Consider the following 25,111-nt stretch of genomic DNA (forward strand, 5'->3'; position numbering starts at 1 on the left):
GATGCTTACAGAAGTTTCTGACGCATTAAAATAAGCAATCCATCAGACTGAATACGGCTGCGTGCAATTGTTCCTATTGCATGCAGCCGTTTTTTTTATTATAATCTGACTGAAGACAGCCAATTATTCCAACGGCTTAACCACCTTTCAGAAAGGACCTGATTAATATGGAAAAAATTACAAGCTTTACGATCAATCACTTAAAGCTTCTTCCGGGTATCTACGTCTCCCGCAAAGACAAAGTGAGCGATACCACAGTTACTACGTTCGATATCCGCATGACCAGACCGAATTTCGAACCGGTCATGAATACGGCAGAGATACACACCATGGAGCACTTAGGTGCCACATTCTTAAGAAATCACCAATCATTTGCTTCCAAAGTTTTATACTTTGGTCCTATGGGATGCCGCACCGGCTTCTACCTTCTTTTGGCGGGAGATTACAAATCCAGGGATATCGTACCGCTTATCACTGAAATGTATGAATTTATGCGTGATTTTGAGGGAGAAATCCCCGGGGCCGCAGCCAGAGACTGCGGAAACTATCTGGATATGAACCCCGGTATGGCAAACTATCTTGCCAGAAAATTTTTAGATACGGTTCTTTACGGCATTGATGACGAACACCTCATTTATCCGGCAGATTAGCGGTTATTTCCAGGCGGCATACTGCCCCTGCCCCCTTCACGGACTGCGTTTGAAGTGACAATTGACTCAAGGGTCAGTTCGGTTTGTTCCGAACCTGCCGTGAGGGTGTAGGTGCTGCCAGTCTGCAGCTTGGGACTGCTGATGACAACGGAAGAATACTTTTTCTCAGGAGTAAAGCTGATAAGCTCATTCCCTTCCTTGTCCTTAAGAGTAATTACAGTCCCTGCTTCCTGCTGTGCGGTTAAATTATGTAAGACAGAGCATTGGGTAGAGGTATCACCAAATCCCTGTGCCATACCAGAGCTGCCAACCGCTATTACTGTTCCTCCTGTAATAATCCCATCTCCATTATAATCGATTGCCCCATCTCCGTCGCTTACCGGACCGGTAACATAAACCATACCTCCTGATATTAAAAGACTTCCATTGGAATCCAGTCCGTCTCCGCCTGCGTCTACGTACAGAGTGCCTCCCGTTATCTTAATATAAGCATTGGTATCATTCTCCATACTTCCGCCCATTTGACCGCCACCCATTACACCTTTGCCACCAGGACCGCCGCCTCTTCTTTGCTGGCCTTCTTGTGGCAGGTTTTCATCTGATTGTGCTCCGGACTGGTTTTCCTCAGACCTGGGAGAATTCCCTTTCCCCTGGCCATCTTGCGGCATTTCCGGTTTCTCATTCCCACTATCACTCTGACCAGTATCCTGACCTTCTGCGGACGAAGATTTTGGCTGTGCCGCATTGATTCCATCATCGGAAGCCTGAATTGAGATTTCCCCTCCATTCACCGATACCCGATAAGCTTCCAGTCCTTCATAGCAGCTGGTGACCGTTATTGTGCCATTATTGACCACTACATCCTGGTCTGCATGGAACGCATCATCTCCACTTTCTACCGTAAAGGTGCCTCCGTCAATTACCATGGTTCCGCTGGCATGGAAGGAGTCGTCTTTGGAATTGACAGTAAAGGTTCCGCCTGCCACATAGATGTTTCCAAGAGATGTATCATCCTCATTACTTGATTTCACCGCTTTCCCTGAAGTTGTCAGCAGAAATGTTCCATCCAGGATTTTCACTTCATCCTTACCTGCCAGACACTGGGAGACTGCGTTAACAGAGATATTTCCTCCTGTAACTGCCAATGTATCCTTTGAAACAATTCCGTGTTTATAGTTGGCATTTACCTCCAGGCTTCCACTGCCGTTTACAGTCAGATCTTCTTTTGAGAATATAACCCCATCTACGGTATTGTCATCAGTATCTATGTACTCCGTTCCACCTGACAGCTTATTTGTTGTTCCATCTGCCAGAGTAACAAAAACCTTATCAGCAGATTTGACATAGATTGCAGCACTGGTTTCACAATTAATTCCGGCATTTGCTAAAACGATCTGAACCTTGTCTGTATCCGCTGCATCAACAATAATCTGACCGTTGTCCAACGTTCCGCTTACCAGATATGTCCCTTCTTTGCTTATGGTTACAGTGCTTCCAGTTATACTGACACCTGCTCCCTCTGCCTCTGCTTTGTCTGAATCCAAATTTATTTTAACTGCACTGCTTTCGTCGTAGCTCCCATCCTTATCACGGTCTGTAAAGTCCTTGTCAACAGTTGCTTCTGCCGTACTGCTGTCTGTATTACCATCAGTGCCGGAATCTGCCTGTGTGCTTTGGGTAACTACTGTATTATCCGTTGAAGTCTGGCTTTTACACCCAGAAATAGTTGTTGACGCCAGTGCCATTATTAACACCAATGCGGCTGCTTTACCTCTGAACAGCTTTCTTTTTACCATTATAGTTCCTCCTTATTGCCAAAAGGTCTTCCCAAAAATATCTCAAGATTCCCGTTTCTGCATCGTAAATCGTCGATCAGTTTCTTTTCTTCTCCGTTATTTTTTAAAACTACTTCATAATCCAGTTTATAAAGACTTCCCATATTGGTTGTCTTCACCTGATTCAGATCCCAATTTTTCAGATACCGTGCAAATACTTCATCAAATACAGATGTATAATCCAAGGACTCCGGAATTGTGATCTTAAGTACTTTTACGCCTGTCTTCTGCTGTCCAAATTTAAGGGAAGCCAGCAATATATTTACCACTCCCATTATAAGGACAAATAAAACTGCCATGCCAACGTAACCCATTCCCGTAGCCAGTCCAACCGCCATTGCCTGAAAAATGCTGCTGATCTCTTCTGCTTTTCCAGGAACTGACCGGAATCGGACCAGGGAAAAGGCTCCCATTACTGCAACCCCAGTGCCAAGGTTTCCGTTTACCAGTAAAATAACCATCTGCACCATAGCGGGAAGCAATGCAATTGTCACCACAAATCCCCTAGAATATGAATTCCGGTACATGTGAATACCTGCAATGATCAGCCCAAGAACCAGAGAAGCGGTTAAGCATACAAGAAATGATCTTGGTGAAAATGCAACCTCTGATTCTTCTATTAAGATTGATTGAAACCATGTATTAAGCACAGCTGATTCCTCCTTTTTTCTCTGATTTCATTATTTGCTGCTTTTCATACGCCTGACCGTATTTGGAAAAGGAAGCCGGATATATTTTCAGCTCATCCAGTATGTGCCCCAGCCAGAGGGGCATGGACCCTGGAATTTTTATCTCCATAAGGTGCCAGCCGTCTTCTAAAAGAGGGGTTCCCCAGGGACCATTTTCCAGTTTTAAGCAATCGGTTCTCCAAAGAATATTTCCGTCTAACGTCAGCCGCAGGTTCTCATCCTCCAGTCCATACAGGGCAGTTCTTTCATAGGAAATATACATAGCGGGAATGATATCTTCGTAATACTGCATAAACCAGTCAATCTCACGAAGCACCTGGGTTTGTCGCTCCGGCTTTATCCCCCTATATAAATACGCCTCTGCATCAGCTAAATTAAGTGTTTCACGGCGTTTATAGACAATACCCTGGTATTTCTTTTTTAATTCCAGAAAAACAGAACTGGTCTCTTTTGGCTGTCCATAGCTGCGGAGTCTGAATTTTTCCTTATAAACCGGTTTTTCCAAAGAGTTTCTGATCAGCCTTGCATCCGGTGTGTCAAAATAGACATTGCATATTGTGGAATTACCGTATTGATCGGTTTCCATTTTCCCCATCAGTCTCTCTTTAAGTTTTAAGTATTGTACCGGATCTATCAGATATTTCATTTCTGTCCTTTCAAATGTCATTTGATATCCACTCATAAAAACCTCCTTATCCCCTTCTTTGTGTTACTTTACGCAGATTATACAAATCAAACCTGAAATCAACTTGAAAGAATGGCAGGTTCACAGATCTTTCACAGCTTTCTGGAATGTAAAAATCTTATTGATAAAACTTGACCAATTAGGTACAGTATGTTAATCTTATAACGTGGAGGTGCGATATGCTCATAACCAGAGAATGCGATTATGCCATAAGAATCATAAGAGCCTTATCATCAGGCGATATCATGAATGTTCCTACGATCTGTGAGAAAGAATCCCTGACTTCAGCCATCACCTACAAGATGGCACGAAAGCTGGAAAAAGCGGGATTAATCAAAAGCTATCGTGGAAGCGCGGGAGGCTATGCCTTAAACTGTGATCTGGAACGCACAAGTTTATATGATATTCTCACTGTGATTGATTCCAAAATGCTGCTGATCGAATGCATGCAGTCCGGCTATGACTGCCTCGTGAACCAGCCCAAGCAGCCTTGCCTGGCTCACAGGGAGTTCTTAAGAATTCAGCTGAATCTTAATCGGGAACTGAAAGAATGTTCTTTGGCAAAGCTACTGCACGGATAATTTTTTTAATTTAATCTTTACTAAAATGGTATAGATTCAAAAGGAGGAAAAACAATGAATCAATGTTACGGGTGCAACACCTGTCAAAGCGCCGACAAACCTTTAGAAACGTTCATCTCTTCCCTGCCGATGGAGACTTCTCATCACAGAGTAGAAAAACAAAGTACCAAATGCGGATTTGGTCTCCAGGGAGTCTGCTGCAGACTCTGTGCCAACGGCCCCTGCCGTATTACGCCGGATGCGCCCCGTGGAATATGCGGAGCGGATGCAGACACGATTGTTGCCAGAAACTTTTTAAGGGCGGTGGCTTCAGGAAGCGGCTGTTACATACACATTGTTGAAAATACAGCATTAAATCTAAAAAACACAGCAAAAATAAAAGGCGAATTAAAGGGATTAAAATCTCTTGACCACCTGGCAGACATCTTCGGAATCGTAGAATCCGATGTGTACAAAAAGGCAGAGAAAGTCGCTGATGCGGTAATTGCTGATATCTATAAACCGGAATATGTGGAAATGGAGCTGACGGAAAAAGTCGCTTACGCTCCAAGAGTTGCCCGCTGGAAAGAACTTGGAATCATGCCAGGAGGAGCTAAATCCGAAGTATTTAAGGGCGTGGTAAAATGTTCCACCAACTTAAACTCCGATCCCTTAGATATGCTGGTTGACTGCTTAAGACTGGGTGTCTCCACAGGTGTATACGGACTGACTCTTACAAACCTGTTAAATGATGTGCTTCTTGGACAGCCGGAACTTCGTATGGCTCCTGTAGGTCTTCGTGTGATTGACCCGGATTATATCAACATCATGATTACCGGACATCAGCATACTATTTTTGTTGATTTACAGGAACAGCTTATTTCCCCTGAGGCAGTTGCCAAGGCAAAGGCAGTTGGAGCCAAAGGCTTTAAGCTGGTAGGCTGTACCTGCGTAGGTCAGGATCTGCAGTTACGAGGCGCTCATTACCAGGAGGTATTTGACGGCCATGCAGGAAACAACTACACCAGTGAGGCGATTCTTGCAACCGGCGCAATCGATGCTGTTCTTTCTGAATTTAACTGTACTCTTCCTGGAATTGAACCAATTTGTGAAGAGCTTAAGATCAAACAGATCTGTCTTGATGACGTGGCTAAAAAATCAAACGCAGAGTTAATGAAATTTGATTTTGACCACCGCAGAGAGCAGAGTGAAAAGATCATCGATAAAGTGGTGAAATCCTATCAGGAACGCCGTGGCACGGTACCCCTTAATCTTATGCCTGATCACGGATATGAGAACACTCTGACCGGTGTCAGCGAAGGTTCCTTAAAGGACTTCCTGGGCGGAAGCTGGAAGCCTCTTATTGATTTAATCGTATCCGGAGATATTAAAGGTATCGCAGGAGTGGTAGGCTGTTCCAACTTAACTGCAGGAGGACACGATGTTCTTACTGTGGAACTGACAAAGGAACTGATTGCCAAAGATATCATCGTACTGACTGCAGGCTGTTCATCAGGCGGCATCGAAAACTGCGGACTTATGACACCGGAAGCTGCTGAATTTGCCGGCCCTAAATTAAGAGAAGTCTGCAAAAAGCTGGGAATTCCGCCAGTTCTCAATTTCGGTCCCTGCCTTGCTATTGGACGTCTTGAAATTGTTGCTACTGAAATTGCACAGGAGCTTGGTGTGGATCTTCCCAAACTTCCACTTGTACTCTCTGCAGCTCAGTGGCTGGAAGAGCAGGCTCTTGCAGATGGCTGCTTTGGTCTTGCCCTTGGTCTTCCCCTTCATTTAGGACTTCCTCCTTTTGTAACAGGAAGCAAAGTTGCTGTTAAGGTTCTCACAGACGGTATGAAATCATTAACCGGCGGTCAGGTCATCATTAATGATGATGCTGTGGAAAGTGCCAACATACTGGAAAAAATTATTATGGAGAAGCGGACCGGTCTTAATATATAGGAGGAGGGCATATGAAACGGATATTCATTGATGAAGCCAAATGCGACGGGTGTAAGAACTGTGTTCTCGCCTGTATGCAGGCACATAGAAAAGATGGCGGAAGCATTTATGATCTGGATTTAACCAATCCGGAAAATGAATCCAGAAATCACATCGTCATGAAAGGGAACGGTCACTATGCTCCCATCTTCTGCCGCCACTGCGACCAGCCGGAATGTGTGATGTCCTGTATGAGCGGAGCTCTTGTAAAGGACGAAGAATCAGGTCACGTGTATTACGACGAAAAAAAGTGCGGTTCCTGCTTCATGTGTGTGATGAACTGCCCATACGGCGTGTTAAAAGCAGACACAACCACAAAAACCAGTGTGATCAAATGCGACTTCTGCTTTGATCACGGCAGCGAGCCAAGCTGCGTAAAAGCATGTCCTACCAAAGCAATCTATGTGAAGGAGGTGGAATGATGACTCATGTAATTATCGGCGCAGGCGCTGCCGGCATCTCGGCTGCTAAAACCATCCGAAAGCTGGAACCAAAAGCGGATATCATCATGGTGTCGGTTGACGACCAGGTTCATTCCCGTTGTATGCTCCATAAGTACTTAAGCCATGAACGGGATGAAGCAGCTCTTTCATTTGTTCCGGCAGATTTTTTTGATACACTTGGAATCAAGTGGCTGAAGAACAAAGAAGCGGTACATATTGATCCCATGAAGCAGACTGTTTTACTTGATGATGGAACAGAGCTTAACTTTGACCGCCTTCTGATCGCAACAGGTGCACACAGCGTGATACCTCCCATTGTTAATTTAAGAGAAGCCAAAAATGTATTTGGCCTGCGGGATTTAAGTGATGCAAGACAAATCCGCAAATTTGCCCAGTCCGCAGATAAAATTCTGGTAATAGGTTCCGGGCTGGTAGGAATGGACGCCGCTTATGCATTTCTGGAGCAGAAAAAGGATGTAACTGTTTTAGAGCTGGCAGACCGGATTCTTCCAAAGCAGCTGGATGAAACGGCTGGTAAAGCCTATCAGAAATTATTTGCACAGCATGGCTGCAAATTCGTTCTGGGGAGAAAAGTGGTTTTAACCACGATGCCGGAAAACGATCAGATCAACTCTGTTATGCTTGATGACGGAACTATTCTGGAATGTGATATGATTGTTGTCGCAGCCGGAGTCCGCCCGGCAACAGACTGCACAGAAAACTGTGAAATCGCCGTTGACCGTTTTATTAAGGTGAATGATTGCATGGAAACATCCTGCAAAAACATTTATGCTGCAGGAGATGTGAACGGGATCGCTGCCATCTGGCCTAATGCGATGAAGCAGGGATACACAGCTGCCTGCAATATGTGCGGAGTTAAAACCCCCTATGAAGATCCTTACGGCATGAAAAACACCATGAATTTTTATGGACTTACAACCCTCTCTTTAGGAGATGGAATCGCAAGAGACGGAGATCAGATCCTGTCACAGGAAGACTCCGGTTGTTATAAAAGGGCAATCTTACGTGATGGACGCCTTCAAAGCATTATGATTCAGGGGCCCATTGATTACACCGGTATCTATCAGTATCTGATCAAAAATCAGGTATCTCTTGATACTGTTAAGACTGATATCTTCCATCTGTCTTTTGCCGACTTTTACGGAACAGATTCCCGGGGACAGTATCGTTATACAATGAATTAATAAATAAGCAGCAGGGCAGCTGGTGATATACTCAGCTGATGCCTGCTGCTTATTTATTTCATAAAATCAGGAAGATGATTCTCTAATGCCATAGAATCCTTTACATAAAACTTGCCGTCGCTATAATAAAATAACCCCTGCTCTGCACACTGGGCAATTGCCCGGTTAATGCTGCGGACAGGTGCACCTGTCTCATTTGCCAGCAGGCTTTTGGTCAGCCGGTTAAGAATATTCTTATGCTGATACACTGCCACGCAACGCAAAACACGCTCTCTAACCGAGAGAATTGTCATCTCCTCAATCCGTTCACTGCTTCGGATCAATTTCAAAGCGATCAGTGAGATAAGCGCTTTCGTTGCTTCAAAATCTTCTTTCAGCCATTGGATAAAATCATCTTTATATAGAATGTCCACTACGCAGGGAGTAAGTGCCGTAATCGTCACAGGTTTAACGCCTTCATAAAAAGGTTCAATTTCTCCAAAAATCCCACCTGGTTCATATAGATAGACGGATGCAATCGCCCCGTTGCAATGCAAAACAGCAGCCTCTGCGCTGCCTTCTACTAAAAAAAACACATAATTATTTTCCAGTTCAGCCAAAATAATGGGACTTCCTGCCTTATAGTATTTTCTAATCAGACGTTTGCTGACGGATTCTGGCATTATATTACGAATGTCTGTAAACATTTTTCCCCCTATCGAAAAACGGGTCATTTGACCTTATTACTATGATAACAAATATGATAGCATAGCTTTCAGGAAAATACTACCGGTTAACAAGGTAGAAACATATTTCAATGGAGGTATAAAATGATTGCCCGGGATATATATAACAAACTCTATGCTGATTTTGATCTGGCAAACAGAACTGACGATTGGGGATTTATGAATTTTGATAATGAATTTATTACACCTGAGTTCAGAACTGAATATATGGGATTGGTACTTGATAATACCGAAATAATTAAGAAAGTATACACTGTCACATTTCCAGACAAAGCGCTATTAAATAAAATCTTTGACCGGAATGAATCAGACATTCTTCTGTTCTCCCATCATGCAATGGGATATGAGAATTTACTGGATGGCTTCCCCTTTTATGATATCCCGGTTGAGTATCTAAAAGAGCTGAAAAAACGCAGAATCTCGTTCTATATGCTCCATTCACCCTTAGACCAGTATGGTAAATTTTCCACTTCCGTAAGCCTGGCACGCGCTATGGGCTTAGAGATTATAGAGCCATTTTGCCAATATGATAAAAATACAAAAGTGGGGGTTATCTGCAAATCTCCATTGGAACAGATAAGAGATATACAAAAGCTTATGGAAAAAACAGTGGGTCATAAGTGTCGTCTTTATGCATATGGGGCAGATACCTTAAAAGATAGCCTGGTGGCTGTGGCAGCCGGGGGAGGCAGTTATCCGTTTGCTGCAACGGAAGTTGCTGAAAGAAGCATCAATTGTTATATTACCGGATTTACAAAACCCTTACCATATTTTGAACCTACCATGGAATTTCATAAAATTTCCAGGAAGCATTCCATTAATGTTATAGGCGGAACACACTATTCTACAGAAAAATTTGCATGTATTGTAATGGTTGATTACTTTAAGTCCTGCGGCCTGCCCGCAGAGTTTTTACCTGGAACCTGGTACCTGGAAGATTTATAATCATGATTGTCTTACAAATCCCTTGACAACTATATCACTCTGATATAAAATTCAAACTATATCAGAGTGATATAAGGAGGAAAAGGATGAATATTTTATTTGTAAATGCAAATCTGTATGGACATATCAATCCCACACTTGGACTGGTGAAGAAGCTTACAGAAAAAGGGCATAAAGTAGATTATTTCTGCTCAGTGGAATTTTCGGAGCAGGTAACAAAATCAGGTGCAGACTGGATTGACTTTGGAAGCGGCCTGAATCTTTTTTTAAAAGCTTACCGCCCCACAGACCGACATCCGTTTTACATGCTGATGGAATATATTCTTTTATACGATGAAGTAATGCTGCCTCAGATTCTGGATATTTTAAAAGAACGCACCTATGACCTCATTTTTTGTGACTCCATCTTTGGGGGCGGATGCTTTTTAAAACAACTTACTCATACACCGGTTATCTGTTCCCATTCTTCTTTTGCCATGAGCCATGCACCGGTACCACCGCGTATGCTGGTGCCTGGGACTCACCCACAGCTGGATTACTGCTATCAGATATTGAACAGAATCTGTACTTGTTATAAAATAGAAGAACCCACACTGGAAGAAGTTTTTATAAGCAAAGCTGATCACAATATTGTATATACCACCAGGGGATTTAACGGGGATGATGCAGTAACCGAACCCCAATATTTATTTGCCGGACCTTCTATGGAGCGGGCAAAAAACACTGAGTCTGTAGACTTATCCGGGATTGGAAACAGAAAACTGCTATATATTTCACTTGGCAGCCTGAACACGGATTTTATGGATTTCTATAAGATGTGCATTTGCGCATTTGAAAATACAGACTATTATGTGTGTATGTCCATTGGAACCAAGTGCGAAGTTGATCAATTGGGGGAATTACCGGACAACTTTCTGGTTAAAAATGTATTTCCCCAGCTTGAAATTTTAGATAAAGCAGATGCATTCATCACCCATGCAGGATTTAACAGTGTGAATGAGGCGTTATATTTTGGTGTGCCCATGCTTGCCTTCCCTCTGGTCAATGATCAGCATATGACTGCCAAAAGGCTTGTAACCATGAATCTGGGTTTATCAGATAACATGAAGGAACTATCAGCAGAAAAACTAAAAGGCCAGATCCAGCAACTCCTTTCAGATGATACAATAAAGGAGAACTGCCTTAGAATCTCCCATGAAATGAGAAGCTGTTCCAATTGGGAACTTACAGTTGAAAAACTGGAAAGTTACGTTAACAAATAAAAGAAAGGCACTTAAAATGGCGTTAAAAAACAAATCCTTATATGCAATATTAGGAATCTTAAATGTCTCACCCGGCACAGGCTATGACATTAAAAAATATTGCGATACCGTACTCTCCGGTTTTTGGAACGAAAACTTTGGGCATATATACCCAACATTGAAAAAAATGCTCATAGATGAACTGGTAGAGATTGTAGAAAGCGAAACAAGCGACAAAAAAATACAGTACCAGATTACTCCAAAGGGTCAGATGGAGTTGGAATCCTGGCTGATGGAAGACGCAGAAATACAACCCATGCGCTCCGAATTTATGCTGAAATTGTTATTCTCAAGCAATCAGCCAAAAGAACATATTATTAAAATGCTGGAAGATTATAAACAAATCCATGTTAGAAAACTGGAAAAATACTTAGACATGCAGCATGACCTGGAACAGGGAATTGAGGAAATAACAAAAGAACGCTCCCGCTTTTTAAAGGCTATGCTTCGCAGAGGTGTCTTATCCTGCGAGGCCACCATTGGCTGGTGTGATGAGACCATCGATTCCGGACTATAACAGATTCGCTTGAAACCCTTTCAGGCCTGTGTTACTATCATTGATAAGATTAGTGGCAATGCCTCCAGAAAGGAATCAAATATGTTTAAAGTGCTGATCCCAAGAACGATCTCTCATACAGGTACCGATTACCTGACAAAAAAAGGCTGCGAGCTTATATTATCTGCTCCTACATCAGCAGATGACCCTGTTTTTGTACAATGTCACGCCATACTTACAGGTCCCACCAGAAAATTCCGGTACGATAAACCATTGCTGGACCGGTGCAAAAACTTAAAAGTAATCTCAAGTTTCAGTGCTGGGGTTGACTATATTGATACAGTCTATGCAGAAAAACTGGGCATCCAGGTGACTAACTCTGGAAATGCCAACTCCAACGCGGTGGCAGAGCATACTGTTTTTTTCATGCTTGCCTGTGCTAAAAACCATGAGATTATGTCGGAAGCTGTAAAGAAAAGCGATTTTTCAATCCGAAAGGATGTTTTTAACATTGAACTGTCTGGTCTCACCCTGGGACTGATTGGTTTTGGTAATATAGGAAAGCTGGTGGCAAAAAAAGCTTCTATGGGATTTGATATGAAGGTTATCGTCTATGATCACCATTTGACCACTGACAATGCTCCGGCTTTCGTTACTCCGGTATCCTCTCCGGAAGAGGTCTATCGGAATGCGGACTTCATTTCTCTCCATGTTCCTTTTTCCGAAAAGAACCGGTACATGATAGCCAGAGAGCAGTTGGATATGATGAAGCCAGCCGCAGTCTTAATCAATGTCTCCAGGGGCGGATTAATACAGGAAGACGATTTAATACAGGCTGTAAAAGACAAAAAAATAAAAGGGGCTGCCCTTGATGTATTTGAAACGGAGCCCCTTCCTGCAGACAGCGCGCTGCTTAAATATAATAACATCATTGTTTCTCCCCATTGTGCCGCCAATACCAGGGAAGCTCTTGACCGTATGGAGCTTTTTGCTGCTATGGACATCTTCCGGGTCTTAAATGGAGAAAGACCGGAGTTTCCGGTCAATCATCCTTCTTTCCTATAAATACTACAATGGTTCTGGGAGGAACGGGAAAACTCTTTCCTTCCAGTACCGGTTCATTTCCTTCCTCATATTTCCCGTTCTCTTCCTGCTTATCCGTATGAAACACCACATGCCACTGATGTTTTTTCGGAAGGTTTGGAAGATCAAACGTATGGGGTTCCCAGTGCATGTTATATGCGATATAAAAATGGTTATCTGCTGCCCCATCTGCTTTTCTGGCATAATCTCCCCAATAAAGGATACCCAGCTGACGCCTGAAATTCTCATATTCCGGATACCATGGTTTTACCCCATGATAAGATACATCTGGGACTCCACAAGCAAGATAATCCATGTTCTTTGCTTCTTCTCTCCTGTGAAATACGGGGTGGGCCTTTCTAAAAGCGATGACTGTTTTCACAAATTCAAAAAGATCCCTGTTTGTTTTTAAGAGGTTCCAGTTTAACCAGGAGATATCATTGTCCTGGCAATAAGCATTGTTATTGCCCGACTGAGTATTGCCAAATTCATCCCCCGCCATAAAAAGCGGCGTACCCTGACTTAAGAGCAGCAGCAAAAAAGCGTTGCGCAGCTGTTTTTTTCTAAGCTCCACCACTTTTTTCTTCCTCGTTGGACCTTCTGTCCCGCAGTTCCACGAATAATTGTAGGGATTGCCATCCAGATTGGATTCTCCATTGGCCTCATTATGCTTTGTATCGTAGGAAACCATATCCATCATGGTGAACCCATTGGTATTCGCCATATATTGAATCATGCCCCGGTCAGACGGATTGTTTCTGGTCCGGAAGACCAGATTTTTCATCTGCTCCTCGTCCCCTTTCAGCACTCTTCTCATATCTGTCTGAAAGCTGTCATTATATTCTGCCAGATATTTAAATCCCTTTTGAGGTATGTCACCCCAGGAATCAGCCCATAGCTTTAACCCTTTTAAATAGGCATCACGTCCGATTAAATCAAGAGGCGGAAATCCCACCAGATGAATTCCATCCAGATGAAATTCTTCTGCCCAGAACCGAACCGCATCAAGAACAAGAGTCGGGGACTCCTTTCCTGAGAAATACAATTCTGTAATAAGTTCTATTCCTTCTTTATGAAGAGCCTTAACCAGATTTTTTAGCTCTAAAGCCGGTGTTTCCTTATTATCAGAGGCATAAGACGCTTTGGGAGCGAAATAGAATCCCGAGGTATATCCCCAATAATTTATTTTTCCCGTAGGTTTATCCACACCATAGGGACTGCCCTGCACAATTTCAGGAAGAATCACTTCCTGAAATTCATAAACAGGCATCAGCTCCACGGTTGTGATACCCAGCTCTTTTAAGTAGGGGATTTTCTCCTCTATTGCCCGAAAGGTTCCTTTATTCCTGGTTCCGGAAGAAGAATGCATGGTAAATCCCCGGACATGAATCCGGTAGACCACAGAATCCTCATATGGAATCAGCGGACGCTTCTCTTCTCCCCAGTCAAAAGCTTCAAACATAACCGGACTTTTGGATAATACAGCTGCTCTCTCTAAATCTCCCCAGCGATCCTTATCTGTAAAAGCTCTCCCATACGGATCAGAGAACCGTTTCCCATCAATCTCATAGCAATAGGAAATCCCGGTAAAGTCATCTCCAAGGATCGTAACAGAAAAAACTTCTCCCCGCTTTTCTTTTTCCGGAAAGAGAAAGGTACAGAAGGGCTCCGTTTCATCGCCACGAAAAAAAAGTAGTTTTAATTCCTTACCCTGAGCTGCAACGCTGAAATGAACCCCCTCCCCAGTCTTAGTCATTCCCATGGGATAATATCCTGTTTCTTTCCTGGCGATCCTGTACTGTTTCATTCCTCTTCTCCTCTGTGGCAATCCTGTTACTGGTTCTGAATCTGTTCTGCCAGATCATTTAAATACATCCAGCGCTCCATCTTCTCCTCTAATAGTCCTTCTTTTTCTGCCTTTTCTTCCATCAGCTGATTCAGTTTGCCATAATCACTGGCAGCCTCTTCAATCTTTTTATCAAGCGCCTCGATGGCTTCTTCCAAACCAGCAATGTCATCTTCAATGGTTTCCCATTCCCGCTGTTCTTTATAGGAAAACTTAAGTTTCCGCTCTAATTTGGGTTTTTCCTTCCCCTTCTTCTCGCCTGCATCGTCCTTTTTGTAAGATCCAGCTGCTTCCCCAGGAAGCCCATCCGGATATTTTGCAGCGAAAGCCGCCTGATAATCCGTAAATCCTCCCTCGTATTGAGTGACCTTTCCCTGTCCTTCAAATGCAAAAATTCTGCGCACCACCCGGTCCAGAAAATAGCGGTCATGAGATACGGTTATGACAATGCCCGGAAAGCTGTCTAAGTAATCCTCAAGGATGGTAAGTGTCTGAATATCCAGGTCATTGGTAGGCTCGTCAAGAAGGAGGACATTGGGTGCCTCCATTAGGATGCGAAGCAGATACAGCCGCCGTTTTTCCCCTCCGGAAAGCTTTTCCACAGTCGTATACTGTACACTTGGCGGAAATAAAAACCGTTCCAGCATCTGGGAGGCACTGACACTTCCATCTTTTGTCTTCACATATTCAGCCGCACTTCGGATATAATCGATGACCTTTAAGCTGCCATCCATATCTTCGCTTTCCTGAGAGAAATAACCCATCTTAACAGTCTGTCCCACTGTTAAGGTTCCCTCATCTGGCTGAAGCCATCCCACTATAATCTTCATAAGTGTGGATTTACCGGACCCGTTTGGACCAATGATTCCGATGCGGTCATTTTTCAGGAAAATATAGTTAAAATCTTTCATGAGAACCTTATCACCGAAAGCCTTTGAAATTCCCTCCAGCTCAACGGTGGTGCGTCCAAGACGGCTCTCAATAGAATCCAGTTCCACGTTTTTATCAAACTCCGGTGCCTTCTGGTCACGAAGCGTCTCGTATCGCTCAATATGGGCCTTCTGCTTGGTGGAACGCGCCCTTGCCCCTCTTTGCATCCACTGAAGCTCAATACGGAGGATTGACTGGCGTTTCCGTTCAGTAGCCTGCTCCATATCCAGCCGGTCTGCCTTTAATTTTAAATAGCCTTCATAGTTCTCCTGATAGCTGTAAAGTTTTCCCTTATCAAGCTCCACAATCCGGTTTGTCACACTATCTAAAAAATACCGGTCATGGGTAACCATCAAAAGAGCACCTTTAAACCGGCGCAGATAATCCTCCAGCCAGTCCGCCATACTGCTGTCCAGGTGGTTAGTGGGCTCATCAAGAACCAGTAAATCTGCAGTAGAAAGAAGAACACTCACAAGCGCAACCCTCTTTCTCTGTCCGCCGGATAAGGTGTCCACTTTGGTATCAAATTCCGTAAAGCCAAGTCTTGTCAGCATGTTCTTTGCCTGGCTTTCTAAATCCCATACATGTTCATGGCCCTCATTCTCCCGGATAATACTTTCCAGTATGGTTTCTCCAGCCTCAAATCTGGGATTCTGGGACAGAAAACGAATATCTAAGTTTCTTCCCTTTGCCACAGTTCCCTCATCTGGCTCTTCAAGCCCTGCCACGATACGTAAGAGCGTAGACTTTCCTGTGCCATTAATACCAATCAGACCGATCTTTTCCCCTTCATTTATGCTAAAGCTGGTATCATCGAAAAGAAGCCGTTCTGTATATGATTTTGTTAAATGCTCAATTGTTAATAAATTCATGTTTTTATTATTCTCCTGTGTAATACTCTGTCTGATCCGTTATTATTTAATTACAAGTTCCACCGGACAGTGGTCAGAGCCTGTCACCTGGGTGTGAATATATGCACTTACCAGCCTGTCCTCCAGACTTTTTGATACACAGAAATAATCAATACGCCACCCTGCATTCTTCTCCCTCGCTTTAAAGCGGTACGACCACCAGGAGTACATCTCTTCCTGCTGCGGATAGAAATACCGGTAGGTATCTATAAAGCCATTCTCTACAAGGATGGTAAACTTTTCCCTCTCCTCATCGGTAAACCCTGCATTTTTTCGGTTAGATTTGGGATTTTTTAAATCAATTTCCTTATGAGCTACATTTAAGTCTCCGCAGAAAATAACAGGCTTATTCTTCTCCAGCCCTTTTAGATAGGCCAGAAATGCCTCCTCCCAGGTCAAACGGTAGGGAAGGCGCGCCAGTTCATTCTGGGAATTTGGAGTATAGCAGGTTACTACATAATAGTCCGGAAACTCAGCCGTAATAATCCGTCCCTCTTTATCATGCTCTTCTATTCCCATTCCATAAGTTACTGATAATGGCTCCTCCCTGGTAAACAGGGCAGTGCCTGAATATCCTTTCTTTTGTGCGTAATTCCAATATTGATAATAGCCTGGAAGAGAAAGATCAATCTGACCTTCCTGCAGCTTGCTTTCCTGAATACAGAACACGTCCGCATCTACCTCATTAAAATAATCCAGAAAGCCTTTCTCCACACAGGCACGAAGTCCATTTACATTCCATGAAATCATTTTTTTCATCGCATTCACCTCCGTCAAAAAGATAGTGTTAGTATACCATTTTAAACAGCATTCGAAAAGGGCGTGTTGCAAAACTAATTGTTTGTTTCATCAGGGCCATACCTCTTTTCCTTTTGCACCTTAAAAGATTTGTTTCAATTCGCCAAAATTATTGATGAGAAAGGTTGGGTTTTGCGCTTTCAGATCTTCATAAGAATTGTTTCCATAGGTTACTCCACAGGTGTGGCAGCCTGCGCTCCGCCCCATCTGAAGGTCAAATATTGTATCCCCTACCACCAATGCCTCTTCCGGTTCACAGTTTTCCTGCTCCAATATTAATCGTGCCATGTCCGGAGCCGGCTTTTTATTTTCCACGTCCTGTTCACCGTAAATACGGGAAATAAAAGGACTTACCTCTAAATGATCCAGCAGCAGATGAAGAGCCTCTCTGCCCTTACTTGAGGCAACTGTAATAACAATTCCCTTTTGTGACAGGTACTCTATGGTACTTTTTACATCTGGAAACAATGTAACACTTTCCATGCAGATATCCTGGTATTTTCTGCGGTATATATCAATGGCATTATCTATCTCGCTGTCTGGTATTTTTAATACAGAGGTAAAGGTATCCTTTAGCGGGAGCCCTATTTTTTCCTGTATGTCCTTCTCCCTGGCAACTCCATAGCCCAGCTGTTTTCCAGTGGCCTGTATTGTATTTACAATGCTGCTCTTTGTATCTGCTATTGTTCCGTCAAAATCTAATATTAAAAGTTTCATAATTCATACCCCCTCATCATACCCGATATTATATCATTTGCTTTCTGTGAAAAATATGAGTTTTATTACATAAATCTGGAATTTAGGGAAGTTTTATAGTAAGATAAATTATAAAAAAGAGTTTGAAAGAGATTTGTCTATGAATATGAAAAAGGCGGACGAAACCATTCCCTCATATGTCACTAATATCTTTTCCTTTGATATTACTCCATATGTCAAATGGAAGGAATTTCGAAAAAATGAGTTAATATGCAGAGAAGGCGATGATTTATCTGATCTGGTATTTCTTATAAAGGGAAATGCCAAGCTTTTCCTGACTCATGAAAACGGAAAGGTTACCATTATTGATTTTTTTAAAGCTCCATCCTTATTTGGTGAGATGGAATTCATGGGTGCGCAGAAATATACCAATGGAGTCATTGCTTTGGATAATTGCGTCTGTATCCTGCTGCCTCTAAGGGAAGTCAGCCATCTTTTAAAAGATGATACCAAATTCTTAAATTATCTGTGCCTGTTTTTATGCCGGAAGGCCCTTCGCAATACCTCAAATTATGCGACTAATCAGAATTATCCTCTTGTTAACCGTCTGGCTAATTTTATACTATTATCTGCAGACGGAGAAATCTATAACAGGAAACACACAGAGGTTGCGGAATATCTGGGTGTCAGCTACCGTCACCTGCTTCATGTGTTTTCGGTCTTATGTGAGGCGGATATATTGCAGCATATGGACAAAAAAAGATACAGAATTAAGGATTTTTCATCTCTCGCCACATTGGCTGTTAATGAGAACTGTTTATGACAATTAAAAAAAGCCGATTAGATATATTATGATATCTGAACCAGCTCTTTTTCTGTGTCTAACTACACATTTTAATCATTATGAGTGTTTATCCTGCCATTTTTTCCGTTCCACCAGCCTTCCCATAAAAAATGCGATGACTCCCACTCCGATTCCCGTCTGAAGGCAGAACAAAAGACTTTCTATTTCCCCAGGAAGTTCTCCACCTATGGCAGCTTCCATAACGGGAGTAAACCATGGTTCATATTCCGCACCCCGGATTTCTGTGATCATCTGGCTTCCTGCATCATCCGATCCCCCAAACTCTGCTCCCTTTAAGGCAAACAAAGGAATGATGGCAATCAGACATACGAGAACCAGCAGCACCGCGATCGTCTGTTTTCTTTTCCTGCTCATATTATTTTACCTCCCTTGTAAATCCAATGGCTTTTAGCTCCGGAAGAGCATAAGTTTCAAGAGTCATTACAATGACTGTAGTGAGAATTCCCTCAATCACCGCAAGAGGCAGCTGGGTGGGTGCAAATACCCCAAGGAATTTAACAGCAGAGGCGCCAACGCCACCTATTTCAGAAGGATAGGCTAAGGCAAGCTGAAAACTGGTAACACAGTATGTAAATAGATCGCCTAACGTCGCAGCAAGAAAAACCGCTGCCATTTTATTCACTTTTAACGCTTTACAAAGTCTGTATATTCCATAAGACACGAAAGGACCTGCAATTGCCATGGAAAAGGTATTTGCTCCCAGTGTGGTAAGACCTCCGTGGGCCAGCAGAACCGCCTGAAAGATTAAAACAATAATCCCCAGAATACTGACTGCCGACGGTCCAAACAAAATTGCGCCGAGTCCGGTTCCAGTCATATGGGAGCAGCTTCCAGTCACAGACGGAATCTTTAATGAGGAAAGCACAAATACAAATGCTCCTGACATGGCAAGAACTGTGATCGCCTTCCTGTTCTCCCGGAGCGTCTTCTGAATGGAAAAGAAGCCCGCAATGAGAAATGGCACACAGACTGCCCCCCATGCGACACAATACCCTACTGGCAAATAGCCCTCCATAATATGCATTGCAAAGGCACTGGGAACGATTCCAAATGACAGCGCAAATGCAGTTGCAAGTTTCATGATACTTTTTTCTTTCTTACTCATTTTCATTCTCCTTCCAATAAAATAAGCACCTCACATCCGATGGTTCCCACACATCAGACTGGTGCCCTATGGGTAAATCTTTGTACTACAAAAAGACTTCCCGGCACCGGTCATCGCTCGTAACCGGATACTCCAAACAAAAAGGCAGGTCTTCTGACTCATGCTTCAAACACAGCTGCTCCCTCTTCCCGGTTTCCCAGTGACCTATGGAGCCCTGCTCTGCATATACAGCGGCGGGACCGTAAGGGACTTTCACCCTTTTCCCTATTATCCTGCGGAGAATTTCACAGGCACCTTTTAGATAATACGATTGTATTGTAACTGCAATACCAAATTCTGTCAACCTTCGTACTGCCTGTTAAGCAGCTGGTTCAATTCTTGTGTATCTCTGAAATAAGGACTCATTTCCGGCAAAATCCGGCATTTCACCAGACTGTCATAAACCTCCATTAAAACCGGCTTCTTTAAATTTCCCTGATTTAAAATATGATCAGATGTCAGGATCTCTGTTACCGGTCCATCTGCAATAATGGTTCCACCGGCAAAAACCACCGCCCGGTCTGCCCATTTATACGCGAAATCCACATCATGGGTTGAAATCAGAAGAGTTTTCCCCATTTTTGTCATTTCATCAAGAACCTGTGTGAGTATTTCCACATTAACCGGATCTAAAGATGCAGTCGGTTCATCAAATATGATTACCTCCGGTTCCATGGCAATGATGTCTGCTATGCTTACCCGTTTCTTCTCTCCGCCACTTAAGTAGTGGGGAGGCCGGTCTTTCAGCATCATTAAATTCATGGACTTTAACGCCATTTCAACCCGCTGTTTCACTTCCTCTTTGGAAAGCCTTAAATTCATAGGTCCGAAGGATACCTCAGCAGAAACGGTAGATGCAATAATCTGATTGTCTGCATCCTGAAATACGATTCCCACTTCTCTTCGAAGCTCATTTAAGTCTTTTTTTCCAATAACCTTTCCCTTATACCTGATTGTTCCCGTATCCGGGATCAGGACACCATTCAGGTTTAAAAAGCAGGTAGATTTCCCGGCTCCATTGGAACCAAGAACTGCAATTTTCTCCCCTTTTCTCACAGACAGTGACACATCATGAAGTGCTTTACTTCCTGTGCCATAAGAATACGAAAGATTTTCTGCCTGTAAAAGTATTTCTTCCATCATCTGTTCCTCCTCATTTTTACACCAGCCATAAAAGCAAAAGAAATGCAAGATAGCCAGCCGCAGCCGCAGCCTCCTTTGCTTTCACCGGTCTTTTCTCCTCCAGAAACAGAAGTTCGCCCTCATAACATCTGGCAGTCATGGCATCATAATACATACCCGCCTTCTTTAATGAAACGATAAACAGATTCGCTCCGATTCCTCCAAAGGACCTGCAGGAAGTAAGGAAATTATGGTATCCCAGCCTGGACTCCGCCGCCTGCTTCATATGGATCTGGACATCCATCATAACAAAGATGAACCGGTATATGAGATTCATCAGCTCTGATATCAGTTTGGGCACATGCAGTTTTCCAAGCAGATTAATAATCTCACTTGCCGGTGTGGAAAGTACAAGCATATACATGGCGCTTACGGCAGCCATTGCTTTTAAAATCAGCCGTGCAGCAAGAGCTGCTCCTCCGTCTGACAAATAAAGATAAAAGCCTGGCATAGTTATATAAAAGCGTCCTGCCGGCACGTGAGAGATCCCAACTACAATGGCGACAGTTCCAAGAACTAAAAAAGTTACCGGTATCTTTAATAGGGCAAAATACTTCTGAGCGGAAAGCCCTCCCATAAAAACCGTAATTAAACCCATGGACAGAAACACCGTAACAGATACCAAAACATCTCCAGTTCCAATACAAAATAATAATGCTGCCATTGCCACAACTGCTTTTAATCCTGGGTTTATTCCTTTTATGCGGGATTCATAAGCATAGGAATCTATGGTATTAATCGTTCTCACCTCCTTTTAAGGCTGATTATAAGCGATTAAGAAATCATCTGCAAGCACAGGTTTCACCGGTATTTTTTAATCATTACCAAATTTATGCAAATATACCAGTTTTTGCGCGCTATTCAAGGAAAATCCATCATGATATACTTAATTTCACAATAAGTTATGAAGGAGAACACGATGAAAAGAAGTACGAGAAAAGCAATTATGTGGACCATATCTGTTTTATTACTTTTTCTAATCAGCAACTACTGCACGAAAAATTCATTTGCGGCAAAGCCTGACAAAAGCACTTCCACTGCTCCCCAAAATCTAAATGCGACCGATATTACCAGCAACTCACTTACCCTGACCTGGTCCCCACCCACAGGTGGCCTGGGAGTAAGAGAATACCAGATTTACAAAAATAATACTTATCTTGGATCTACAACCTCAATTACATATGCCGTTAGCGGATTAACTCCGGCAACAACTTACCAGTTTTATGTAAAAGCAAAGGATACCAAAAGAAATATGTCTCCTGCCAGCAATACCGTTTCTGTCACCACTGGAACACCCGCTTTACCTCCGGCAGAACCCCAGCCACAATCCGGAAGAATTGTTGGCTACTATGCTGCCTGGCAGGCCTACAGCGGCGTCTGCCCGGATCAGATCGATGCCAGCAAGCTGACTCATATTAATTACGCCTTTGCTAACATTGGTCCGGATTTAAAGATTACTCTTGGATATCCGGATGTGGACCCAAATAATATAAGGCTTTTAAACTCATTAAAATTACAAAATCCAAATTTAAAAACATTGATTTCCGTCGGCGGCTGGAACTGGTCTGGTAGATTCTCGGATGCGGCTCTGACCGACGCATCCAGAAATGCCTTTGCAGACAGTGCCGTGGATTTTATTACAAAATATGGATTTGACGGCATCGATCTGGACTGGGAATATCCCGTAAGCGGAGGTCTGACGACCAACACCAGGCGGCCAGAGGATAAACAGAATTTCACCCTGCTTCTTCAAAAAATAAGAGAAAAGCTGGATGCCCGCGGTGCCATGGACCAGAAACACTATCTTCTAACCATTGCCGGAGGAGCAGATGCTTCTTATGTAAAAAATGTAGAAATGGCTAAACTGGCTCAATATCTGGATTTCGCAAATATTATGACTTATGATTTGCACGGAACCTGGGATCCCTATACAGATTTACTGGCACCCCTTTATAATAACAACGATTCCTCACCCCAATATAAAGCAAGCGTGGACTCGGGAGTTACTGCCTGGTTAAATGCTTCCTTCCCTGCCGATAAGCTGGTTATGGGCATCCCGTTCTATGGATACCTGTACTCTTCCGTGAATAATTCCAATAACGGCTTATACCAGACATACGGTGGGGCCAACTCCATCAGCTACAAGGACATCAAGGCAAATTATTTAAACAAAACCGGTTATACCAGATATTTTCATTCTCAGTCAATGGTTCCATGGTTATTTAACGGAACAATCTTCATCAGCTATGAAGACCCTCAGTCCATCGCTTATAAAACAGATTATATCAAATCAAAGAAGTTAGGCGGTGCCATGGTATGGGAGCTTGGTCAGGATTCCAATGGAGAACTTCTTGACACATTGTATAATGGATTAAAATAATTTTATGAATAGGAAAGCCGCTGCTTCCCAGGTATCATATCAACCTGTGAAGCAGCGGCTTTTTTATTACTGGTTTTCAGTAACCTGTTCTTCTGTCAAAGTAAATACCTGTCTCTTACGAGCCATTTCATCACTATCCAGATACTCGTCATAAGTCGTAATTTTATCAATCAGCTGTCCGCCTACGATTTCCATAATACGGTTTGCTGTAGTCTGTACGATCTGATGGTCACGGGAGGAAAAGAGAAGCACTCCCTGAAATTTCACCAGTCCGTTGTTCAATGCTGTAATGGATTCCATATCCAGGTGGTCTGTAGGCTCGTCTAAAAGCAGCACGTTGGCACCGGTTATCATCAGCTTTGAAAGCATACAGCGCACTTTCTCACCACCGGATAAAACACGGACTTTCTTCACGCCGTCTTCTCCGGCAAACAGCATACGTCCAAGGAATCCACGAACATACGTTGCCTCTTTCTCAGGAGAGTACTGGGTCAGCCAGTCCACGATGGTATCATCATTATCAAACTCTGCTGTGTTATCTTTGGGGAAATAGCTCTGGGTAGTGGTAAGACCCCATTTATAATCGCCCTCATCTGGTTCCATCTCTCCGGAAAGGATCTTAAACAGAACGGTTTTCGCAAGCTCATTAGGTCCTACAAAAGCCACCTTATCTTCTCTGGTGAGTGTAAAGGAAATATGATCAAGGATCTTCACGCCGTCAATGGTTTTGGTTAAATCATTCACGGTAAGAACCTCATTACCAATCTCCCGTGCTGGACGGAAATCGATATAAGGATATTTACGGCTGGAAGGTTTAATATCATCCAGTTCGATTTTCTCTAACGCACGTTTTCTGGAAGTAGCCTGCTTGGATTTGGAAGCATTGGCTGAGAAGCGCTGAATAAAATCCTGCAGCTCCTTAATCTTTTCTTCCTTCTTTCTGTTGGCTTCCTTCATCTGCTTAACCATAAGCTGACTTGACTCATACCAGAAATCATAGTTACCAGCATACAACTGGATCTTACTGTAGTCAATATCCGCGATATGGGTACAAACCTTGTTTAAGAAGTAACGGTCATGGGAAACCACAATTACCGTATTCTCAAAGTTAATCAGGAACTCTTCCAGCCATGCAATGGCATCCAGATCCAAATGGTTGGTCGGCTCATCTAAAAGAAGAATATCAGGATTGCCAAAAAGTGCCTGTGCAAGAAGCACTTTTACCTTCTGAGCTCCGGTTAAATCCTTCATCAGTTTATAGTGTAAGTCAGTCTCAATTCCAAGACCGTTTAATAAGTTAGCTGCATCGGATTCCGCTTCCCAACCATTCATGGTAGCGAATTCTCCCTCCAGATCTGCAGCCTTAATGCCATCTTCATCCGTGAAGTCCTCCTTCGCGTAGATCGCATCCTTTTCTTTCATGATCTCATATAATCTTACATTTCCCATGATGACTGTATCAAGAACCTGACTCTCATCATATTTAAAATGGTCCTGTTTTAAGAAAGAAAGTCTCTGGCCCGGTGTGATTACAATATCACCGCCAGTTGGCTCCAGTTCCCCGGAAAGAATTTTTAAGAACGTGGATTTTCCGGCACCGTTGGCACCGATTAAGCCATAACAGTTGCCTTCCGTAAACTTAATATTTACATCTTCAAACAATGCTTTTTTTCCAAGTCTTAATGTTACGTTATGTGCACTAATCATCTTAATTCCCTTTCTGAAATCTGGTTTTATTCCATAT

Annotated in this window: 24 protein-coding genes and 1 riboswitch; of the genes, 11 read left to right on the forward strand and 13 right to left on the reverse strand. The window is 43.0% G+C overall.

Annotated features, from left to right (window positions below; genetic code table 11):
- The first annotated feature begins 167 nt into the window (after window positions 1-167).
- Window positions 168-650, forward strand: a complete 483-nt coding sequence (locus tag ACOAOT_RS20505; protein ID WP_420218656.1) for an S-ribosylhomocysteine lyase — start codon at window positions 168-170, stop codon at window positions 648-650.
- On the opposite strand, the gene ACOAOT_RS20510 is transcribed toward ACOAOT_RS20505, so the two are convergent.
- The 3 genes from ACOAOT_RS20510 to ACOAOT_RS20520 are packed head-to-tail and all read right to left on the reverse strand — an operon-like array spanning window position 647 to window position 3,856.
- The gene (locus ACOAOT_RS20510) at window positions 647-2,446 is read right to left on the reverse strand and encodes a carbohydrate-binding domain-containing protein (protein ID WP_420218657.1); all 1,800 of its coding nucleotides are present in this window, start codon (window positions 2,444-2,446) and stop codon (window positions 647-649) included. The two genes, ACOAOT_RS20505 and ACOAOT_RS20510, sit on opposite strands and share 4 nt — an antisense overlap.
- Window positions 2,446-3,135 carry a DUF4956 domain-containing protein gene (locus ACOAOT_RS20515; RefSeq protein WP_420218658.1) on the reverse strand — a complete coding sequence of 230 codons (690 nt, stop codon included), beginning with the start codon at window positions 3,133-3,135 and terminating at the stop codon, window positions 2,446-2,448. Before ACOAOT_RS20515 ends, ACOAOT_RS20510 begins: the two co-directional genes overlap by 1 nt.
- The gene (locus ACOAOT_RS20520) at window positions 3,128-3,856 is read right to left on the reverse strand and encodes a polyphosphate polymerase domain-containing protein (protein ID WP_420218659.1); all 729 of its coding nucleotides are present in this window, start codon (window positions 3,854-3,856) and stop codon (window positions 3,128-3,130) included. The genes ACOAOT_RS20515 and ACOAOT_RS20520 overlap by 8 nt, the downstream gene beginning before the upstream one ends.
- Window positions 3,857-4,038: 182 nt before the next feature.
- Here ACOAOT_RS20520 and ACOAOT_RS20525 point away from each other — a divergent pair, with 182 nt between their 5' ends.
- The 4 genes from ACOAOT_RS20525 to ACOAOT_RS20540 are packed head-to-tail and all read left to right on the forward strand — an operon-like array spanning window position 4,039 to window position 8,065.
- Window positions 4,039-4,440 (forward strand): RrF2 family transcriptional regulator, encoded by a 402-nt coding sequence (locus ACOAOT_RS20525; RefSeq protein ID WP_420218660.1) that lies wholly within the window; start codon window positions 4,039-4,041, stop codon window positions 4,438-4,440.
- Between the two features lie 54 nt (window positions 4,441-4,494).
- Window positions 4,495-6,378 carry an anaerobic carbon-monoxide dehydrogenase catalytic subunit gene (gene cooS / locus ACOAOT_RS20530; protein WP_420218661.1) on the forward strand — a complete coding sequence of 628 codons (1,884 nt, stop codon included), beginning with the start codon at window positions 4,495-4,497 and terminating at the stop codon, window positions 6,376-6,378.
- An 11-nt stretch (window positions 6,379-6,389) separates the two neighbouring features.
- Window positions 6,390-6,839: a 4Fe-4S dicluster domain-containing protein gene (locus tag ACOAOT_RS20535; RefSeq protein ID WP_349667338.1), complete on the forward strand. Its 450-nt coding sequence runs from the start codon at window positions 6,390-6,392 to the stop codon at window positions 6,837-6,839.
- A complete protein-coding gene (locus tag ACOAOT_RS20540) occupies window positions 6,839-8,065 on the forward strand; it encodes an NAD(P)/FAD-dependent oxidoreductase (RefSeq protein WP_420219461.1) in 1,227 nt (408 codons plus the stop codon). Before ACOAOT_RS20535 ends, ACOAOT_RS20540 begins: the two co-directional genes overlap by 1 nt.
- Before the next feature lie 53 nt (window positions 8,066-8,118).
- Here the strand turns inward: ACOAOT_RS20540 and ACOAOT_RS20545 are convergent, their stop codons facing one another.
- Complete coding sequence (locus ACOAOT_RS20545; RefSeq protein WP_420218662.1) at window positions 8,119-8,751, reverse strand: Crp/Fnr family transcriptional regulator; 633 nt, start codon at window positions 8,749-8,751, stop codon at window positions 8,119-8,121.
- A gap of 123 nt (window positions 8,752-8,874) precedes the next feature.
- Here ACOAOT_RS20545 and ACOAOT_RS20550 point away from each other — a divergent pair, with 123 nt between their 5' ends.
- The 4 genes from ACOAOT_RS20550 to ACOAOT_RS20565 all read left to right on the forward strand — a co-directional run bounded on the left by ACOAOT_RS20550 (window position 8,875) and on the right by ACOAOT_RS20565 (window position 12,597).
- On the forward strand, window positions 8,875-9,735 hold the full coding sequence (locus tag ACOAOT_RS20550; protein WP_420218663.1) for a Nif3-like dinuclear metal center hexameric protein: 861 nt from the start codon (window positions 8,875-8,877) through the stop codon (window positions 9,733-9,735).
- Between the two features lie 86 nt (window positions 9,736-9,821).
- Window positions 9,822-10,997, forward strand: coding sequence for a macrolide family glycosyltransferase (locus ACOAOT_RS20555; protein WP_420218664.1), 1,176 nt, complete (start codon window positions 9,822-9,824; stop codon window positions 10,995-10,997).
- 16 nt (window positions 10,998-11,013) lie between these two features.
- Window positions 11,014-11,553: a PadR family transcriptional regulator gene (locus tag ACOAOT_RS20560; protein ID WP_420218665.1), complete on the forward strand. Its 540-nt coding sequence runs from the start codon at window positions 11,014-11,016 to the stop codon at window positions 11,551-11,553.
- An 81-nt stretch (window positions 11,554-11,634) separates the two neighbouring features.
- A complete protein-coding gene (locus tag ACOAOT_RS20565) occupies window positions 11,635-12,597 on the forward strand; it encodes a hydroxyacid dehydrogenase (RefSeq protein WP_420218666.1) in 963 nt (320 codons plus the stop codon).
- On the opposite strand, the gene ACOAOT_RS20570 is transcribed toward ACOAOT_RS20565, so the two are convergent.
- The 4 genes from ACOAOT_RS20570 to ACOAOT_RS20585 form a co-directional block, all read right to left on the reverse strand.
- Complete coding sequence (locus ACOAOT_RS20570; protein ID WP_420218667.1) at window positions 12,575-14,422, reverse strand: alpha-amylase; 1,848 nt, start codon at window positions 14,420-14,422, stop codon at window positions 12,575-12,577. The genes ACOAOT_RS20565 and ACOAOT_RS20570 overlap by 23 nt on opposite strands.
- A gap of 26 nt (window positions 14,423-14,448) precedes the next feature.
- Window positions 14,449-16,263 carry an ABC-F family ATP-binding cassette domain-containing protein gene (locus tag ACOAOT_RS20575; RefSeq protein WP_420218668.1) on the reverse strand — a complete coding sequence of 605 codons (1,815 nt, stop codon included), beginning with the start codon at window positions 16,261-16,263 and terminating at the stop codon, window positions 14,449-14,451.
- A gap of 42 nt (window positions 16,264-16,305) precedes the next feature.
- The gene (locus ACOAOT_RS20580) at window positions 16,306-17,061 is read right to left on the reverse strand and encodes an exodeoxyribonuclease III (protein ID WP_420218669.1); all 756 of its coding nucleotides are present in this window, start codon (window positions 17,059-17,061) and stop codon (window positions 16,306-16,308) included.
- Between the two features lie 120 nt (window positions 17,062-17,181).
- Window positions 17,182-17,817 carry an HAD family hydrolase gene (locus ACOAOT_RS20585; protein WP_420218670.1) on the reverse strand — a complete coding sequence of 212 codons (636 nt, stop codon included), beginning with the start codon at window positions 17,815-17,817 and terminating at the stop codon, window positions 17,182-17,184.
- 139 nt (window positions 17,818-17,956) lie between these two features.
- On the opposite strand from ACOAOT_RS20585, the gene yeiL reads away from it, so the two are divergent.
- Complete coding sequence (yeiL, locus tag ACOAOT_RS20590; RefSeq protein WP_420218671.1) at window positions 17,957-18,619, forward strand: transcriptional regulator YeiL; 663 nt, start codon at window positions 17,957-17,959, stop codon at window positions 18,617-18,619.
- Window positions 18,620-18,697: 78 nt separating this feature from the next.
- Here yeiL and ACOAOT_RS20595 read toward each other — a convergent pair whose 3' ends face one another.
- The 4 genes from ACOAOT_RS20595 to cbiQ form a co-directional block, all read right to left on the reverse strand.
- A complete protein-coding gene (locus tag ACOAOT_RS20595; protein WP_420218672.1) occupies window positions 18,698-19,015 on the reverse strand; it encodes an energy-coupling factor ABC transporter substrate-binding protein in 318 nt (105 codons plus the stop codon).
- A gap of 1 nt (window position 19,016) precedes the next feature.
- A complete protein-coding gene (locus tag ACOAOT_RS20600) occupies window positions 19,017-19,766 on the reverse strand; it encodes an energy-coupling factor ABC transporter permease (protein WP_420218673.1) in 750 nt (249 codons plus the stop codon).
- 126 nt (window positions 19,767-19,892) lie between these two features.
- A riboswitch (cobalamin riboswitch) is annotated at window positions 19,893-20,079 on the reverse strand.
- A 26-nt stretch (window positions 20,080-20,105) separates the two neighbouring features.
- The gene (locus tag ACOAOT_RS20605) at window positions 20,106-20,945 is read right to left on the reverse strand and encodes an energy-coupling factor ABC transporter ATP-binding protein (protein ID WP_420219462.1); all 840 of its coding nucleotides are present in this window, start codon (window positions 20,943-20,945) and stop codon (window positions 20,106-20,108) included.
- Window positions 20,946-20,964: 19 nt separating this feature from the next.
- Window positions 20,965-21,735: a cobalt ECF transporter T component CbiQ gene (gene cbiQ, locus ACOAOT_RS20610; protein WP_420218674.1), complete on the reverse strand. Its 771-nt coding sequence runs from the start codon at window positions 21,733-21,735 to the stop codon at window positions 20,965-20,967.
- 171 nt (window positions 21,736-21,906) lie between these two features.
- Here cbiQ and ACOAOT_RS20615 point away from each other — a divergent pair, with 171 nt between their 5' ends.
- Complete coding sequence (locus tag ACOAOT_RS20615) at window positions 21,907-23,367, forward strand: glycosyl hydrolase family 18 protein (protein ID WP_420218675.1); 1,461 nt, start codon at window positions 21,907-21,909, stop codon at window positions 23,365-23,367.
- Between the two features lie 66 nt (window positions 23,368-23,433).
- Here ACOAOT_RS20615 and ACOAOT_RS20620 read toward each other — a convergent pair whose 3' ends face one another.
- On the reverse strand, window positions 23,434-25,074 hold the full coding sequence (locus tag ACOAOT_RS20620) for an ABC-F family ATP-binding cassette domain-containing protein (protein WP_420218676.1): 1,641 nt from the start codon (window positions 25,072-25,074) through the stop codon (window positions 23,434-23,436).
- Window positions 25,075-25,111: the final 37 nt, after the last annotated feature.

This window comes from Lacrimispora struthionigena (assembly GCF_048627165.1).
Classification (GTDB): domain Bacteria; phylum Bacillota; class Clostridia; order Lachnospirales; family Lachnospiraceae; genus Lacrimispora.

Excerpts from the sequence above, each read along its gene's own strand:
- ACOAOT_RS20505 (WP_420218656.1), top strand. The coding sequence starts at position 168 with ATGGAAAAAATTACAAGCTTTACGATCAATCACTTAAAGCTTCTTCCG.
- ACOAOT_RS20510 (WP_420218657.1), bottom strand. The coding sequence starts at position 2,446 with ATGGTAAAAAGAAAGCTGTTCAGAGGTAAAGCAGCCGCATTGGTGTTA.
- ACOAOT_RS20520 (WP_420218659.1), bottom strand. The coding sequence starts at position 3,856 with ATGAGTGGATATCAAATGACATTTGAAAGGACAGAAATGAAATATCTG.
- ACOAOT_RS20525 (WP_420218660.1), top strand. The coding sequence starts at position 4,039 with ATGCTCATAACCAGAGAATGCGATTATGCCATAAGAATCATAAGAGCC.
- cooS (WP_420218661.1), top strand. The coding sequence starts at position 4,495 with ATGAATCAATGTTACGGGTGCAACACCTGTCAAAGCGCCGACAAACCT.
- ACOAOT_RS20535 (WP_349667338.1), top strand. The coding sequence starts at position 6,390 with ATGAAACGGATATTCATTGATGAAGCCAAATGCGACGGGTGTAAGAAC.
- ACOAOT_RS20540 (WP_420219461.1), top strand. The coding sequence starts at position 6,839 with ATGACTCATGTAATTATCGGCGCAGGCGCTGCCGGCATCTCGGCTGCT.
- ACOAOT_RS20545 (WP_420218662.1), bottom strand. The coding sequence starts at position 8,751 with ATGTTTACAGACATTCGTAATATAATGCCAGAATCCGTCAGCAAACGT.
- ACOAOT_RS20550 (WP_420218663.1), top strand. The coding sequence starts at position 8,875 with ATGATTGCCCGGGATATATATAACAAACTCTATGCTGATTTTGATCTG.
- ACOAOT_RS20555 (WP_420218664.1), top strand. The coding sequence starts at position 9,822 with ATGAATATTTTATTTGTAAATGCAAATCTGTATGGACATATCAATCCC.
- ACOAOT_RS20560 (WP_420218665.1), top strand. The coding sequence starts at position 11,014 with ATGGCGTTAAAAAACAAATCCTTATATGCAATATTAGGAATCTTAAAT.
- ACOAOT_RS20565 (WP_420218666.1), top strand. The coding sequence starts at position 11,635 with ATGTTTAAAGTGCTGATCCCAAGAACGATCTCTCATACAGGTACCGAT.
- ACOAOT_RS20570 (WP_420218667.1), bottom strand. The coding sequence starts at position 14,422 with ATGAAACAGTACAGGATCGCCAGGAAAGAAACAGGATATTATCCCATG.
- ACOAOT_RS20575 (WP_420218668.1), bottom strand. The coding sequence starts at position 16,263 with ATGAATTTATTAACAATTGAGCATTTAACAAAATCATATACAGAACGG.
- ACOAOT_RS20580 (WP_420218669.1), bottom strand. The coding sequence starts at position 17,061 with ATGAAAAAAATGATTTCATGGAATGTAAATGGACTTCGTGCCTGTGTG.
- ACOAOT_RS20585 (WP_420218670.1), bottom strand. The coding sequence starts at position 17,817 with ATGAAACTTTTAATATTAGATTTTGACGGAACAATAGCAGATACAAAG.
- yeiL (WP_420218671.1), top strand. The coding sequence starts at position 17,957 with ATGAATATGAAAAAGGCGGACGAAACCATTCCCTCATATGTCACTAAT.
- ACOAOT_RS20595 (WP_420218672.1), bottom strand. The coding sequence starts at position 19,015 with ATGAGCAGGAAAAGAAAACAGACGATCGCGGTGCTGCTGGTTCTCGTA.
- ACOAOT_RS20600 (WP_420218673.1), bottom strand. The coding sequence starts at position 19,766 with ATGAGTAAGAAAGAAAAAAGTATCATGAAACTTGCAACTGCATTTGCG.
- ACOAOT_RS20605 (WP_420219462.1), bottom strand. The coding sequence starts at position 20,945 with ATGGAAGAAATACTTTTACAGGCAGAAAATCTTTCGTATTCTTATGGC.
- ACOAOT_RS20615 (WP_420218675.1), top strand. The coding sequence starts at position 21,907 with ATGAAAAGAAGTACGAGAAAAGCAATTATGTGGACCATATCTGTTTTA.
- ACOAOT_RS20620 (WP_420218676.1), bottom strand. The coding sequence starts at position 25,074 with ATGATTAGTGCACATAACGTAACATTAAGACTTGGAAAAAAAGCATTG.